The 15,681-nt window shown below is 59.2% G+C and carries 15 protein-coding genes; 7 read left to right on the top strand and 8 right to left on the bottom strand.

Features of this window, described 5'->3' with window-relative positions; translation table 11 throughout:
• Positions 1-12: 12 nt before the first annotated feature.
• The 6 genes from EDD77_RS04500 to hypB form a co-directional block, all read right to left on the bottom strand.
• Positions 13-882: a carbohydrate ABC transporter permease gene (locus tag EDD77_RS04500; protein ID WP_058966762.1), complete on the bottom strand. Its 870-nt coding sequence runs from the start codon at positions 880-882 to the stop codon at positions 13-15.
• Positions 879-2,003 (bottom strand): ABC transporter ATP-binding protein, encoded by a 1,125-nt coding sequence (locus tag EDD77_RS04495; RefSeq protein ID WP_058966764.1) that lies wholly within the window; start codon positions 2,001-2,003, stop codon positions 879-881. Before EDD77_RS04495 ends, EDD77_RS04500 begins: the two co-directional genes overlap by 4 nt.
• Before the next feature lie 314 nt (positions 2,004-2,317).
• The gene (locus EDD77_RS04490) at positions 2,318-3,364 is read right to left on the bottom strand and encodes a DUF5692 family protein (RefSeq protein WP_058966766.1); all 1,047 of its coding nucleotides are present in this window, start codon (positions 3,362-3,364) and stop codon (positions 2,318-2,320) included.
• Between the two features lie 181 nt (positions 3,365-3,545).
• Positions 3,546-3,959: a hydrogenase maturation nickel metallochaperone HypA gene (locus EDD77_RS04485; protein WP_058966768.1), complete on the bottom strand. Its 414-nt coding sequence runs from the start codon at positions 3,957-3,959 to the stop codon at positions 3,546-3,548.
• 3 nt (positions 3,960-3,962) lie between these two features.
• Entirely contained in the window at positions 3,963-6,731 is a 2,769-nt protein-coding gene (locus EDD77_RS04480) for an FAD-dependent oxidoreductase (protein WP_082669683.1), read from the bottom strand.
• A gap of 25 nt (positions 6,732-6,756) precedes the next feature.
• Positions 6,757-7,437: a hydrogenase nickel incorporation protein HypB gene (gene hypB / locus EDD77_RS04475; RefSeq protein WP_058966770.1), complete on the bottom strand. Its 681-nt coding sequence runs from the start codon at positions 7,435-7,437 to the stop codon at positions 6,757-6,759.
• A gap of 233 nt (positions 7,438-7,670) precedes the next feature.
• Here hypB and EDD77_RS04470 point away from each other — a divergent pair, with 233 nt between their 5' ends.
• Positions 7,671-8,381, top strand: a complete 711-nt coding sequence (locus tag EDD77_RS04470; protein WP_058966772.1) for a FadR/GntR family transcriptional regulator — start codon at positions 7,671-7,673, stop codon at positions 8,379-8,381.
• Between the two features lie 135 nt (positions 8,382-8,516).
• Here the strand turns inward: EDD77_RS04470 and coaBC are convergent, their stop codons facing one another.
• Positions 8,517-9,716, bottom strand: coding sequence for a bifunctional phosphopantothenoylcysteine decarboxylase/phosphopantothenate--cysteine ligase CoaBC (coaBC, locus tag EDD77_RS04465; protein WP_058966774.1), 1,200 nt, complete (start codon positions 9,714-9,716; stop codon positions 8,517-8,519).
• A gap of 211 nt (positions 9,717-9,927) precedes the next feature.
• Here coaBC and EDD77_RS04460 point away from each other — a divergent pair, with 211 nt between their 5' ends.
• Positions 9,928-10,575, top strand: coding sequence for an ECF transporter S component (locus EDD77_RS04460; protein ID WP_058966776.1), 648 nt, complete (start codon positions 9,928-9,930; stop codon positions 10,573-10,575).
• Positions 10,576-10,604: 29 nt separating this feature from the next.
• Positions 10,605-11,378 (top strand): type III pantothenate kinase, encoded by a 774-nt coding sequence (locus EDD77_RS04455; protein ID WP_058966778.1) that lies wholly within the window; start codon positions 10,605-10,607, stop codon positions 11,376-11,378.
• 315 nt (positions 11,379-11,693) lie between these two features.
• Here the strand turns inward: EDD77_RS04455 and EDD77_RS04450 are convergent, their stop codons facing one another.
• Positions 11,694-12,014: a putative heavy metal-binding protein gene (locus EDD77_RS04450; protein WP_058966779.1), complete on the bottom strand. Its 321-nt coding sequence runs from the start codon at positions 12,012-12,014 to the stop codon at positions 11,694-11,696.
• Between the two features lie 179 nt (positions 12,015-12,193).
• Between EDD77_RS04450 and EDD77_RS04445 the strand changes: the two genes are divergently transcribed.
• From EDD77_RS04445 to EDD77_RS04430, 4 genes are all read left to right on the top strand, one after another.
• Positions 12,194-12,628 (top strand): acyltransferase family protein, encoded by a 435-nt coding sequence (locus EDD77_RS04445; RefSeq protein WP_132587320.1) that lies wholly within the window; start codon positions 12,194-12,196, stop codon positions 12,626-12,628.
• Positions 12,589-13,200: a hypothetical protein gene (locus tag EDD77_RS04440; protein WP_058966783.1), complete on the top strand. Its 612-nt coding sequence runs from the start codon at positions 12,589-12,591 to the stop codon at positions 13,198-13,200. The genes EDD77_RS04445 and EDD77_RS04440 overlap by 40 nt, the downstream gene beginning before the upstream one ends.
• Before the next feature lie 156 nt (positions 13,201-13,356).
• The gene (locus EDD77_RS04435) at positions 13,357-14,337 is read left to right on the top strand and encodes a leucine-rich repeat protein (protein ID WP_058966785.1); all 981 of its coding nucleotides are present in this window, start codon (positions 13,357-13,359) and stop codon (positions 14,335-14,337) included.
• 8 nt (positions 14,338-14,345) lie between these two features.
• Complete coding sequence (locus EDD77_RS04430) at positions 14,346-15,680, top strand: vWA domain-containing protein (protein ID WP_077138625.1); 1,335 nt, start codon at positions 14,346-14,348, stop codon at positions 15,678-15,680.
• Position 15,681 lies beyond the last annotated feature (1 nt).

Below are 15,681 nucleotides of genomic sequence, written 5' to 3'. Positions count from 1 at the left end.
AGGCATATCCATTTAATACTTGACTCCCTTCTTTTCCACTTTGAACATGACCAGTGTCAGCGCCATGATGATCAGGAACAGGATGACGGACTGGGCGGCCGCGCTGCCGAACTTGTAATTGAAGAAGGCGTCGCGATAGATGGAATATACAATCAGATTGGTGGATTCACCGGGGCCGCCCTGGGTCAGGATCTTCACCTGACCGAAGGACTGGAACGCCTGAATGATGTTGACCACCAACGTGTAGAAGATGATGGGGCTCAGGCCCGGCAGGGTGAGCCGGAAGAATTTCTGAACACTGTTGGCACCATCCACCGATGCACGCTCGTAGATGGACTCATCAATGTTGCCAAGGCCTGCGGAGAAATAAAGGAAATTGATGCCGCTGTTCAGCCAGGCGGTGAGCACTGCCACACAGATCAGGGCATAGCGGGGATCGCTGATCCAGTTGATGTCCAGCCCGGTGAGTTTGTTGAACACACCAATGGTGGGGTTCAGGATCACCTTGAAGATCATGGCCGCGCCGCTGGAGGCAATGGCCATGGGCAGCGCATAAGCGGTGCTGAAGGCCCGGATGCCCGGAAAGGTCTTGCTGCACAGCACCGCGGTGGCAAGGCCCAGCAGCATGCTGCCGAACACCACGATCACCACAAAAATCAGGGTGACCAGAATGCTGTTGTAATAGCTCTCGGAGGTGAGCAGATCGGTGTAGTTTTCCAGCCCCACGAAGATCTTGGCTCTGCCCAGCTTATCGGTGAGGAACAGGCTCAGATAGATGGTCTTGAAAAACGGGTAAAACAGGAACATGCCGAACACGGCAAAGCAGGGGATCAGGTAACAATAGGGGCTCACGCCGGTGAGCCGTTGACGTAACTGGTTCATTCGCAATCGCTCCACTGATAAAAAAGATTCTGTTCGGTCTCACCATCGAAGAAGTGGACCTTTTCCATATCCAGCCAAAGGGTGGCGTTTTCTCCCGCACGGGCTCCGGTGCGTTCCTTCACCCGGGCTGCAAACTCGCCGTCGGCGGTTTCCAGATGCAGAATGGTCTCGTGGCCCAGGCCCTCGCAGGCGGTAAGGCAGCCATCCATACGGCCCATCACCCGGTTTTCCGCCCGCGTGGGCAGAATATCCTCCGGGCGAATGCCCAGCACCACTTCCCTGTTCCGGCACCGGGGCCACAGGCCCGCCGCCTGGTCAAAGGTCAGCGGCAGACGCATCCCCTGGCTTGTGCAAAACTCGATGCAGCCATCGCCTTCCTCCACGGTACCGCGGAGGAAGTTCATGGCCGGCGAGCCGATGAAGCCCGCCACAAACAGATTGGTGGGGCGGCTGTACAGCTCGGCAGGGCTGGCCACCTGCTGGATGCGCCCCTCTTTCATCACCACGATCCGATCGGCCAGAGTCATGGCCTCGGTCTGGTCGTGGGTCACATAGATCATGGTTGCGCCCAGCTTCTGGTGCAGTGCCGCCAGTTCCACCCGCATGTGGGCCCGCAGCTTTGCATCCAGATTGGACAGCGGTTCGTCCATCAGAAAGGCCCGGGGCTCGCGCATGATGGCGCTGCCGATGGCCACCCGCTGCTTCTGCCCGCCGGACAGCTGGCCCGGGCGCCGATTCAGCAGATGCTTGATGTCCAACATTTCGGCGGCTTTGTCCACCCGCCGGGCAATCTGCTCCTTCGGCACCTTGCGCACCGACAGGGAAAACGCCATATTGTCATATACACTCATCTGCGGATACAGGGCATAGTTCTGGAACACCATGGAAAGGTCCCGCTCACCGGGTTCGGCATAGTTGCACAGCTCATCGCCAATCCACAGCTCGCCTTCGGAGATTTCCTCCAGACCGGCAATCATGCGCAGTGTGGTGGATTTGCCGCAGCCGGAGGGACCCACGAACACGATGAATTCCCCATCCCGGATGTGCAGCGAGAAATTATCCACTGCACGCTGGCCCTTATCGTAAACTTTGCTGATATTCTTCAAAACGATCTCTGCCATATTGCTTTTCTCTTCCCCCTTGTCTGCACCGGGTCGCCCTCACTTCTTCCGGGGCGCACCGCTCGGTACACTGGGTATGATACCGGATTCTTTTTTCCGTTTCCGCCACTTTCCGGTAAATCGTTTGTAAAAAGCCGGAAAAGCAAATTCTTCCAGAAATCTCCAAAAATCATCACAAGTTCCACCTGCCAAACATGGCAAAAACAAGGCCCCGGCAGCGCAGAGGGGGAATTCTGCGCCGCCGGGGCAAGGAAAGAGGAGAATGGATTGGTTGTGTTAAATTTTGTTAAGCCTTTGCAAGTTTTTTCAGCAGTTTATCGGATAGCCTCCGCCCGGGCCATGGCCTGACGGTAATCACGATGATCGGTGAAAATCTCGTTCTTGTAGGGATTTTTCTTCTGCTCCACCGACCGTTTGATGATGATGGCCAGCACGATTACATTGGCTGCCAGCGCCAGAATGGCGATCACGCCCTGCATGGTGGGATTCGCGGTTGCGGGGCGCACGGAGGCATCCATCACACCGTCGGAATAGATCACCGGCAAGGTGCTGAACACGCTGTAATCCTGGAAGGCGGGGAACACCTGGGCAAACATGCACCACAGCGCCAGCGTGTTGGCCCGGTTCTGAATCCAGCCGCCCTTGTTCCACAGCGCGTTGGCAAAGGTGGGGGCCAGCAGCAGGGCCAGACCGCAGTACCAGGCATGGGTGGGCAGGTTATTGTAGGTGTACTCGAAGTTCCACAGGTCGTAAGCGATGATGAAGTAAATGGTCATATCCGGCCAGAGCATGTCGTCGTGCTTTTTGGAAGAATAGATGCCCCACCAGCCGGTCATGCACAGGATGTTCAGGATACCGGCAATGCCGTTGACCCAGTTCCACCAGCCGCCGTACAGCCACACATTCTCGCTGGACAGCCACCACCGGTCACCGGTAGCCGCCAGAGCCATGGCGCCCCGGATACCGGATTCGAAATCGCTGCATACGGCGATCAGAATGTTGATGGCCACGATGGCAAAGGGGAACACCCTGAACCAGGGCTGCTTGCCGATGCCCCACTTATACTTGATCATCATGAAGCCGATGCAGCCTGCGGTGGCCGCATACAGCTTGGCATAGTGAAACCAGCTGTTCATGTGCACATAAGTGGGATTATTCAACGCCCACTCGGCCCCCATGGCCGCGCCCACATAGATGGACACGAAATACACGGTGAGCGCCGCGGGCAGAATCAGAAAGAAAAACACCCCTCCCTGTTTGGTGCGGCGGGAAAGCTCGTTCAGCACCACCAGGCCCGCAAAGACCAGCACCCAGCCCAACAGCTGGAAGCCGGCATTTTCTCCATAAATCTGGAACAACATGATAATTTTCCTCCTTTTGCCGGTGCGTTTTGTGCACCGGCTTTTTCCAATTGTGGCAACACCGCATAATTCACGGCAAATGCCTCAGGCGGTGTATCACGCCAAAATTTCCCGTGCTATTTTCCAAAAAATTTTCCGGCGCGCTCCACCACCTGGAATTGTGCGGTATTGCCTTGGCTTTTCAGGCCCGGCCGCAAACCGGGCACTGGAGTTCCCCCTCCCCTTCCGGTTCGGAGGGAACGTCGTTTTCTTCGGGCACCTCGATCTCCTTGATCAGCATCTCGCTGCCCTGCAGCAGGTGGGTCTGCTGCGAACCGCAGGCCGGGCAGGTTTTGCCGTGGGCCACGGTGGGGTAAATCTCGCCGCAGCTCTCGCACAGGGTCTGGGCGGGGATGGTCTCCACCCGCAGCTGCGCGCCTTTCAGCAGCTCGCAACGATCTGCCGCCCAGCGCCAGCAGTCCTGCAAATAGTGCTCCACCACACCGGACACCTCGCCCAGCTGCAGGGTCACTGCACTGACTCGCTTCACCCGGTTTTTGCGGCCCACCTCTTCCACACCGCGGATGATGTGGAACACAATGCCCAGTTCATGCATGGCTCATTTCTCCTTTTTGCCGAAGCGGATCTTCATTTCCCGCTTGAGCATATAAGGCAGGATGGCCTTGAACTTGTCCTCACTGCGCACCATGTTGCTGCAATCGGGCAGCTCGCGGGAAAGGTGAATCGCGTCGAACTCGCACTTGGTGGTGCAGAGGCCGCAGCCGATGCACTTGTTGGGGTCCACCACCGATGCGCCGCAGCCAAGGCAGCGGGCGGTCTCGGTTTTCACCTGCTCCTCGGTGAAGGTGCCGTGGGCATCCCGGAAGGAACGGGTGTGGTCAATGCGACCGTCCATGGCGGGATACTGGCGGGCGGCGGTGTCGTAGCCGGTGAGGACCGCGTTGTCCTTGTCCAGCTCAATAAACTGGCGGCGATCCCGGCCGATGGTCATGCTGGTGTTGGGCTGCACGAACCGATGAATGGACACTGCGCCCTGCTTGCCCGCGGCAATGGCGTCGATGGCAAAGCTGGGCCCGGTGTACACGTCGCCGCCCACGAACACATCCGGCTGGGCGGTCTGATAGGTCAGCGGGTCTGCCTGTGCCCGTCTGCCGCCACCCAGCTGCACGGTGCTGCCGGTGAGCAGCCCGCCCCACTGGATGCTCTGGCCGATGCTCATAAACACCTGATCACAGGGCACCGTCATGGTGTCGTTCTCGTCGTAAACCGGGGCGAAGCGGCCGTTTGCATCGGTGACCGATACGCAGCGCTTGAACTCCACGCCGGTAACCTTGCCGTTTTCCTGCAAAATGCGGCTGGGGCCCCATCCACAATGGATGACCGCACCCTCCTGCCGGGCCTCGGCGATCTCCTCCGGGGAGGCAGGCATCTGATTTTCCTGCTCCAGGCAGTACATGGCCACCGCATCCGCACCGCAGCGCAGGCAGGAGCGGGCCACGTCGATGGCCACGTTGCCGCCGCCGATCACCACCGCCCGGCCCCTGACCGGGGTGGTCTCGTCTTCACTGACCCGATGGAGGAACTCCACCGCGGTGGTCACGCCCTCGGCATCCTCACCGGGGATGCCTGCCATCCGGCCGCCCTGGCAGCCGATGGACAGATAGAAGGCCTTGTAGCCCTGGGCGCGCAGCTCGTCCAGCGTCACGTCCCGGCCGACCTCCACATTGCAGCGGATCTCCACGCCCATCTGGCGCAGCACCTCGATCTCCGCGTCCACCACATCCTTCTCCAGCTTGTAGGAGGGAATGCCGTAGACCAGCATGCCGCCGGGGCGGGCATTTTTCTCAAACACGGTGGGCTTATACCCCTTCTTCGCCAGGAAGAAGGCACAGGACAGGCCCGCCGGGCCAGCACCCACGATGGCAATCTTATCATCGAAGCCGCCCCGGTTGGAGGGGGGCTGGATGGGCGGCACATAACGGGTGGCCGCGTCCAGATCCTTCTGGGCGATGAACTTTTTCACCTCGTCGATGGCCACCGCCTGATCGATCTTGCCGCGGGTGCAGGCGTCCTCACAGCGGCGATTGCACACCCGGCCGCACACCGCCGGGAAGGGGTTCTCCTGCTTGATCAGGGCCAGTGCCTCGGCGTAGCGGCCCTGCGCCGCCATTTTCAGATAGCCCTGCACCGCGATGTGCGCGGGGCAGGCGGTCTTGCAGGGGGCGGTGCCGGTGTCGTGGCAGTTGGTGCGGTTGGTATCCCGGTAGTTGATGTCCCACTTTTCCGGGCCCCATTTTACCCGATCCGGCAGCTCCTGCCGGGGGTATTCCACCGGGCCGTCCTTGGTGCAGAGCTTCTGCCCCAGACGCACCGCGCCCGCCGGGCAGTATTCCACGCAGCGGCCACAGGCCACACAGTTTTCGGTGGTCACGCTGGCCACATAGGCCGATCGGCTCATGTTGGGGGTATTGAACAGCTGACTGGTACGCAGGGCATTGCAGATGTTCACATTGCAGTTGCAGATGGCGAAGATTTTATTCTCGCCGTCAATGTTGGTGATCTGGTGCACAAAACCGTTGTCCTCGGCGCGCTTTAAGATGCGCAGCACCTCGTCCCGGTCCACATAGTGGCCTTTGTTGGTCTCCACCAGATAGTCCGCCATATCGCCCACGCCGATGCACCAGTCCTCCGGGTCATCGCCGCAGCCCTCGCCCAGTTTGGCGCGGGACATACGGCAGGAGCAGGGGCTGGCGGCGTACTTGCCGTCGTATTTATCCAGCCAGTGGGAGATGTGCTCGATATCCACCGAGCGGTTCTCGGTCTGGATGGCCTGCTCCACCGGGATCACATGCATGCCGATGCCCGCACCGCCGGGCGGCACCATGGCGGTGATGTGCTCCAGCGGCAGGAAGGTCATGCGCTCGAAAAAAGCGGTGACCTCCGGGTGCTCGTCGATCTGCTGCTGCTTCATATTGAAGAACTCGGCGCTGCCGGGCACGAACATGGGCAGCACATACTGCTTTTCCCGCCGCTCGTTTTCCCAGTTGTATTCCAGCAGGCCCACATTGCTCATTTCCTGCAAAAGGGGCTCCAGCTCCTGGGCAGGCTTACCGGTGACCTTCACCAGCTGCGGCAGAGTCATGGGCTTGCGCACCTTCATCTTCAGGGCCACGTCCGCCATCTCATCGGTAACGATACCCGCAAGGCCCCAGTATTCCGGGTCCTCGGCGGTGAGCGGGCGTAATTTTGCGGGCACCCGGTCAGTGATCTTCTGGCCCAGCTTTAAAATCTTCTCCCTCGGCTTTTCGTCCTTCGGGATGGAAAAGGGCAGCTTTTCTTCATCCAACGGAAAATGGGTTTGGCTCATATCCTTTTGTCCTTTCCTTTGTCTCTCAGCTCTTCCAGTCCTTCACCTGGGTGCGCAGCCAGTCGGCCCAGGCCTCGATGCCTTCGCCGGTTTTGGCGCAGATGGGAATGACCACCGCGTTCGGGTTACGCATGCGGATGTACTCCCTGCATTTTTCCAGATCAAAATCGAAATAGGGCATTACGTCCATCTTGTTGATGAGTACCACGTCGCACACCGAGAACATCAGCGGGTATTTCAGGGGCTTGTCGTGGCCTTCCGGCACCGACAGGATCATCGCGTTCTTCACCGCGCCGGTATCAAATTCTGCCGGGCAAACCAGATTGCCCACATTCTCCAGAATGGCCAGATCCACATCCCCGGTGCCCAGTGCCTCCAATCCCTGACGGGTCATATCCGCATCCAGATGGCACATGCCGCCGGTGTGCAGCTGGATGGCCTTCACACCGGTCTCTGCCATGGCCCTGGCATCCACATCCGAGTCGATGTCCGCTTCCATCACACCGATGCGCATTTCCCCTGCCAGCGCCTTCACCGTCTGTTTCAGGGTGGTGGTTTTGCCCGCGCCCGGCGAGGACATCAGGTTCAGAAGAAACACGCCCTTTTCCTTCAGTTCTCTGCGCAGGATGCCGGCCTGTTCGTCGTTGGATGCGAACACGCTCTGCTTGATTTCGATCACACGCACCTTGCTGTTTGTATCCGCCATGGGTCCCCCTCCTTGTTGTTGCGGCGATGTACTCTGGCCAGACCAGAGTACATCGCTTTCGTTTCTTCCCGCCGTCCAGCTGTTAATAGCTTAACATTCCCATGATATCGCGTCAATCAAATCCCAGTTTTTCAGAGAACAGCCCAAAAGAATGGCTTTTCCTTAAGCGAATTGCATGGTAAAATAGACTTGTGGTATGTGGTATAGCCACAACAAAAGATGAGGTGATTTGCATGCCCTTTGAAAAACTGAATTCCCCCAGTCTGAAACAACTGTTCGTGCGTCAGCTGCAGGGGATGATTCTTTCCGGTGAACTGCCCATGGGCAGCCAGCTTCCCCCGGAACGGGAGCTGGCCCGCCAGATGCAGGTGAGCCGGGCGGTGGTGAACGGCGGTCTGGCCGAGCTGGCCCAGCAGGGTTTTCTGGAGGTGCGCCCCCGGCAGGGCACCTGTGTGGCGGACTACCGCCGCAAGGGCAACCTTTCCACCCTGATTGCCATCATGGAATATCGGGACGGCATACTGGGCAAGGATGAGATCCGTTCGCTGCTGGAGGTGCGTCAGGCGCTGGAGCATCTGGCGGTGACCTCTGCCATCCGCCATGCATCGGACGAGGCGCTGGACAGCCTGGGCGACCAGCTGGCCCGCATCGCGCAGGCACAGGACCCGGCGCAGGCCGCCGAAGAGGCGTTTCAGTTCCAGCACGAGCTGGCGCTGGTGGGCGGCAACAGCATCGTGCCGCTGATCTACTATTCCTTCAAAGCCCCGGTCATCACCCTCTGGATGCGCTTTTGCCGGCTGTACGGCATCGAGGCACTGCTGCGCAACACCGAGCGCCTGTATGACTGCATCCGCGCAAGGGATGAGCAGGCCGCGGCGGAATGGATCGACCGGTATCTGGGGCAGGCCATTCAGGGCAGCCAGCAGATTTACAGCGAGCGCTGAGTGCTTGCTCCCCCACTCCCTTCCCCATAACAGAGCACACAAAAAGAGTGCGCCGCCCTCCGTTCAGGGCAACGCACTCTTTTTGTTCTTCGTAATTAATATACATTTAAGTGGAATCAGCCGAAGCAGCCAAACTCACTTTGCTGCCCGCATGGCCAGAATCTTGTCCACAATGCAGCCGGCCACCTGGGCCTTGTCCATCTGGGGCTGGGGCTCTGCGCCTTCCTTTGTGATGAAGGTGATCACATTGGTGCCCGCACCGAAGCCCGAGCCGGCCACCTTCACGTTGTTGCCCACCACCAGATCCAGATTCTTGGTCTCCAGCTTTTTGCGGGCGTTCTCCTCCAGATTCTGGGTCTCCATGGCAAAGCCGCACAGAAACTGCCCCGCGGGCTTTGCTTCGCCCAGACTGCGCAGGATATCCTGCGTGCGCTCCAGCGGAATGGCAAAGCCGCCCTCCGCCTTCTTGATCTTTTCGCTGGCCACGGTGGCCGGGCGGTAATCCGCCACGGCGGCAGCCTTGATGATGATATCCTGCTCCGCGGCACGGCTGGTCACCGCTTCATACATTTCCTGGGCGCTCACCACCGGAATCACCTTTACGAAGGGGGGCGGGGTCAGGGCGGTGCGGCCGGTGACCAGTGTGACCTCAGCGCCCCGCAGCATGCAGTTGCGGGCCAGCTGATAGCCCATGGTGCCGGTGGAATGGTTGGTGATATAACGCACCGGGTCGATGGCCTCCTGAGTAGGCCCGGCGGTGACCAGCACCTTCAGGCCCTGCATGTCCTTTTCCAGCGCCAGATCCCGCAGGATGTACTGGAGCATCACCTCCGGCTCCACCATCTTGCCCATACCGCTGTCGCCGCAGGCCAGATGGCCGGCCACCGGCTGGATCAGCTCCATGCCGTAGTGCTCCAGCTTTTTCAGATTGTCCTGCACGATGGGGTTTTCGTACATTTGGGTATTCATGGCCGGCGCCACCAGCTTTTTGCACTTGCAGGCCAGCAGGGTGGTGGTGAGCATATCGTCCGCCAGACCATTGGCCAGCTTACCGATCACGTTGGCGGTGGCAGGGGCTACCAGAGCAATGTCCGCCTGCTTTGCCACCGACACATGCTCCACATTGAACTCAAAGTTCCGGTCGAAGGTATCCACCAGACATTTGTGGCCGGTGAGGGTCTCGAAGGTGATGGGGTTGATGAAGTTGGTGGCGTTTTGGGTCATCAGCACCTGAACGTCCGCGTGCTGCTTCACCAGCAGGCTTGCCATGGTGGCCATTTTATATGCCGCGATGCCGCCGGTGACCGCCAGCACCACATGTTTTCCCTTGAGCATGTTGCCGTTTCTCCTTTTTCGGGGCTGCAAAAGCCCGGTTTTGTCTGTTTTCTATTATAACACAAAAATGCACCTGCGGAAGGTGTTGGCCCAAAGCCGCTGCCGGGCAAAAAAGTTCCATTCTTTTCTTGTTTTGCTTCGGGTTTGGTGCTATACTGAACAGCGTATTGTATCCCGATTTCGGGAATAATAACAAGGAGGACAATTGAATATGTACAAAAACGGAACTGCGCACAACTCGCGCGGGCTGGTGCAGCTCGCCCTTTTTTCGGCCATTATCATTGCTATGGCCATGGTACCCTTTCTGGGCTACATCCCGCTTGGCTTCATGCGGGCAACCATCATCCACATCCCGGTAATTCTGGGCTCGGTGCTTCTCGGCCCCCGCAAGGGTGCAGTGCTGGGCGGCGTGTTCGGCCTCACCAGTTTGGTGAACAACACGGTGGCCCCCAACGTAACCTCGTTCGTGTTCACCCCCTTTTACAGCCTGGGCGACGTGCACGGCAACTGGGCCAGCCTTCTGATCTGCCTTGTGCCCCGCATTCTGGTGGGTGTGCTTCCGTATTTTGTATTTATCGGCCTGAAGCGGCTGCTGGGTTCTACACCCGGCAAGCTCACCATGAGCCTGGGCGTAGCCGGCTTTGTTGGCTCCATGACCAACACCCTGCTGGTGATGAACCTGATCTTCGTGTTCTTCGGCGAAAGCTATGGCGCGGCCAAGGGCATTGCGGCAGATGCAGTGTACCCCTTCATCCTGTCCATCATCGGGCTGCAGGGCGTTCCTGAAGCCATTGTCGCCACCATCATCGTGGCGCTGGTGGGCCGGCCGCTGCTGCGCTTTGCCAGCACCAAGGCCTGATTTTTTCATAGATCGAGGAGTTTTGATATATGATCCTTGCACTGGACATCGGCAATACTAACATCGTAATCGGCTACCTGGAATCGGAGGAAAATATTGTTTTTGTGGAACGGCTTTCCACCGATCTGGGAAAAACCTCGCTGGAATACGCAATCAGCATCAAAAACGTGCTGGAACTTTACAACGTGAATATGGACACTTTGGAAGGCGTGATCATCTCGTCGGTGGTGCCGCCCATCACCAATCTGATCTGCCAGGCGGTGCGCACCGTCACCGGCCATGAGGCCATGGTGGTGGGCCCCGGCGTGAAGAACGGGCTGCACATCAAGATGGACAACCCCGCCCAGCTGGGCAGCGACCGTGTGGTATGCGCCGTGGCGGGCATCCGGGATTATCCGGTACCGCTGGTGATCGTGGATCTGGGCACCGCCACCACCGTGGAGGTGCTGGATGCGGAGAAAAGCTACATCGGCGGCATGATTCTGCCGGGCGTGAACGCCTCGCTGGAGGCGCTGGTGCGCCACACCTCCCAGCTGCCGAAAATCAGCCTGGATTCTCCCCGCCGCCTGATCGGCAAAAACACCATCGAGTGCATGAAGAGCGGCATCATCCACGGCAACGCCGCCTGCCTGGACGGTCTGATCGACCGTATTCAAGAGGAACTGGGTGAGCCGGTGACCGTGGTTGCCACCGGCGGTCTTGCCAATGTGATCGTGCCCCACTGCCGCCACAAGATCATCATTGATGACGCGCTGCTTTTGAAGGGCCTGCTGCTCATTTACCAGAAAAACCAGCAGAAATAACCCAGACAAAAACACCCGGAGAACGACTTCTCCGGGTGTTTTATTTATATAAACCGCCGCCCGCCGTTTTTGCTGGGGCCGGCAGCGGATTGTATTTTGTCTGCCCTTTTACTAGGTTGAGAGCAGTGAACCTTACGCTTTGTATTGTACCGGCCATTTTTTAACTGCAGCTGAATAAATCGTGTGATGCCTGTGAAAGATCGCCCCACTTTATGAAGATGCTGTGATATTGTGTTTTCATGGCGTACAAAAGGGCCCGCCCCGGGGAAACCTTCCCGAGGCGGGCCCTTTTCTTTTTTTGCCGTTCAATGCAGATCAATCCAGAACTACCGCAGTACCGGATACGTTCACCATCAGCATACCGTTGTCGCTGCCCAGTACCTCGTAGTCCACGTCCACGCCAACCACTGCATCTGCGCCAAGGCGGGCCGCACGGGCACTCATCTCCTCCAGCGCCTGGTTGCGGGCATTCTGCAGTTCTTCCTCATATCCGGCACTGCGCCCACCGAAGATATTGCTCAGCCCGGCGCCGAAATCCCGGAAAATATTCACGCCGGAAATAACCTCGCCGAATACAACACCCTTGTATTCCTGAATGGTACGTCCCTCCACCGAGGGGGTAGTGGTGATAATCATCAACAACATCTCCTTTTTTGCGCGCCAGAGCCCGCTTTTTTCCATTTTAGCATCCCGCTGTGAAAAAGGCAACAGAACCGTCAAAAAGCCCTTTGCATTGCCCGGCAGAATGTGCTACAATCGGTAGCGGTCGCGCCCGAAAAAAGGTGCGGAACCAATTGAAAAAGAAGGCATCTTTTATGGCAATTTCTCAGCGGGACGCCCGGTTTGACAATCTGAAGGGCATCCTGATTTTTCTGGTGGTATTCGGTCATTTGCTGGAGCTGGTGGGCGGCCCTGCCGCCGCCTGGCTGTACCGGCTGATTTACTCCTTCCACATGCCGGCGTTCGTGTTCTGCTCCGGCTGGTTTGCCCGGTTCGATGCGGAACGGTTTTTCCGGCGGCTGCTCTACCCCTATCTGGTGTATCAGACACTGTATCTGCTGTTTGACCGGCTGGTGCTGCATGGCAAGGCTCCGCTGCAATATACCACCCCCTACTGGCTGCTGTGGTATCTGTTTTCCATGATGCTCTGGACACTGCTTCTTCCCCTGATCGACGGTGTCAAAAATTCCCGGGCTGCCTGGCAGCGGCCATGGCCGCTGGGTTTGACCCGACCATCGGCTACGGCATGAGCCTTTCCCGCACGCTGGTGCTGCTGCCTTTTTTCGCTGCCGGCCACCTTGCGGCGGGCGGTGAACTGAAAAGCCTGCGCAGCCGGCTGGCGCAGATTTCCAATTTCAGACTGTTCCCGGTACTGGGCGGCTGGATTCTGATTTCCGGTGTAATGCTCTGGCTGCGACGGGCGGCGGTGCGCAGCGTCTGGTTCTATGCCAGCTGCTCTTACAAGGGCGCGCATTATGATCTGGAACTGCGGGTTATCCTGCTGGCCACCGGCGCCGCGTGGATTCTTCTGCTTTTGCGCATCGTGCCCAAACACCCGCTGCCCTTCCTTGCGTCCCTTGGGCAACACACGCTGCCGGTGTTTCTTCTGCACGGGTTCTTTGTTCGGTCGATGGGCGCGCTTCATCCCGGGCCAGGTTCCGCGGAGGGAATTGTTTTGGCTGCATGTACAGCACTGTTTCTCTGCGCTGCACTGGGCAACCGGTTTACGGCCGCACTGTTTGCCCCTACCCTCTGTGCCCCCCGACTGAACCTCCTTTTCCTTTCGCGGAAGGGCCTTCCGTCAAGTCGCCCCGCACGCTGATTTTTATTTTCCCCCGCATCCATCGGTCGTCCAAGCCGGATGCGGGGCTTTTTTGCGCCCATGCCGTTGTCTTTCTCCACCAATGTGGTATAATATAAACAACCATTTCCCGAGTGGTTTGCCCGGGATGAATCTGAAACAAAGGAGTCTGTATCCATGCGTTCTGTGCCCGCTGAATGCGACGCGCTGCTCACCTGCTGCCGGGAGGCGGGCGGCGTTGCCCTGCTGCGCTGCGAAACCAGCGCTCCCCAGCTGCTTTTGCCGGATGAGCTGGACGGCCTGCCCATCATCCGCCTGGGGGATTACGTTTTCAGTGCCAGAGAACCAAAGCAGCTGCCGGAGGGAGCTTTTACGCTGCGCCTGACCAGCGGCGGTGAGGAACTTCCCGCCCATGATGCGGCGGCCCTGCGGATGGTACGCCTGCCCCAAAAGGCCCTCTCTCTGGGCAACTATGCCTTTTACGGCTGCACCGGGCTGGAGGCGCTGGAGATCGGCGGCCATTTGCAGACCGTAGGCACCGACGCTTTCATGAACTGCTTTTCGTTGCGGCGGATGACCCTGACCGCACCGGCGGAGGAATGCCGCTGCCTGCGGGGACTGCTGCAGGAGTATTCCGGCGAGCTGGAGCTGTGCTTTGCCCCCGCCGCCGGGCCGGAGTGCCGGCTGTTTTTCCCCGCCTACGACGAGGACTACGAGGAGATGGCCGCCCCCCACATCTTCCATTACAACATCCGGGGCGTGGGTTACCTGTGCCGCCAGAGCTTTGATGGTCACTGTTTCCGTTATGACCAGTACGACGCTTCGCTGGATCTTTTGCTGCGCACCCACGAATTTTCGCTGGCGGTGCGCATGGCGATGGACCGGCTGCGCTTTCCGGTGCAGCTGAGCGAAACTGCCCGCACGGCCTATCTTTCCTGTTTGGAACAGCACACCGAACAGGTGCTGGAGCTGGTGCTGACCGAGGCGGACACCGCTCCCCTCTCCTTTTTGCTGAGTCTGGATCTGCTGGGCCGGCCGGCGCTGGCCGAGGGCTGCGAGATGGCCCGCACCGCCCGCCGCACCGAGGCTCTGGGCCTTCTGCTGGAATACCAGAACCGGCGGTTCGGCGCGCCCCGTGCCCGATCCTTTGACCTGTGAGGCACTTTATGATGCAACAAGAACAACGACATGACCCCTGGCCGGAGATTGGCCAGAAAATTCTGATCGCAGCCCGCAGCGAGCTGTATCTGAACCTGCCCTTTCTGGATGCGGCGCTTTGCAGCCTGCCGCTGAGCACCCGCGAACCCACCCAGAGCCTTGCCACCGATGGCACCGGTCTTTATTACAACGGAGCCTGGCTGGCCCAGCGGTACGAGCGGGCCCGCAGCCTGGTCTGCCGGGCTTATCTGCACAGCCTGCTGCACTGCATGCTGCGTCACCCGCCCAAAAAGGCCGGGCGGGACGGCGAACTGTGGGATCTTGCCTGCGACATCGCGGTGGAGTCCATTCTGGACTCCCTGCCCCAGCGCTGCCTGACCCCGGCCACACCCCGGCCCCGCCGGGCCCACTGGTACGGTCTTTTGCAGGCGGAGATGAAGGTGATCACCGCTGAGGCCGTCTACCGGTACTTCCGCCGCCATCCGCTGGACGAAATGGACAGAGCCACCCTTGCACGGGAGTTTCTGGAGGATGATCACCGGCTGTGGGAGCGGGCGCAGAACGACGAGCAGGAGCAGAACGCATCCAGCCAGTGGCAGAACATTGCCGAGCGCATCCAGACCCAGCTGGAAACCATGTACACCGAGGCGGGCGCAGGCGGCGACGCGGTATTGGAACGGCTGCGGGTGGAAAACCGCCCCACCGCCAACTATAAGGCCTTTCTGCACCGGTTCGCGGTGCTGGGCGAAGAGATGAGCGTGGATGTGGATTCCTTCGACTACGGCTACTACACCTACGGCCTGCGCCGCTACGGCAACATGCCGCTGATCGAACCGCTGGAAACCCGGGAGGCACGGCGGATTGAGGATCTGGTGATCGCCATTGATACCTCCATGTCCACCTCCGGCGCGCTGGTGCGCAGCTTTCTTTCCTATACCTACGCTATTTTGAAAAATACTGAGAGCTTCTTCCGCCGCTTTCAGCTGCGCATTCTCCAATGCGACGACCAGCTGCGGGCAGACAAAATCATCACCAGCGCCGAGGAGCTGGCGGATTATATGGAGCATTTTGAGCTGATCGGCCAAAGCGCCACCGACTTCCGCCCGGTATTCGCGCATGTGAACAAGCTGCGGGAGGAGGGCGCCTTCCGCCACCTGAAAGGAATTTTGTATTTCACCGACGGTCTGGGCGTTTACCCCGCCAAACGTCCGCCCTACGACGCGGTGTTCGTGATGCTGGCAGGCCAGGGGAACCCGGAACGGGTGCCACCCTGGGGCATCCGCCTGCTGATCGACGAGGACGAGCTCACCGAAGCCACCATCCAGCCCACACAAGGAGCATAAT

It is taken from the genome of Allofournierella massiliensis, assembly GCF_004345265.1.
Classification (GTDB): Bacteria; Bacillota; Clostridia; order Oscillospirales; family Ruminococcaceae; genus Allofournierella; species Allofournierella massiliensis.
The sequence above is the reverse complement of the archived record's forward strand: the minus strand, read 5'-3'. Positions and strand labels throughout refer to the sequence as shown.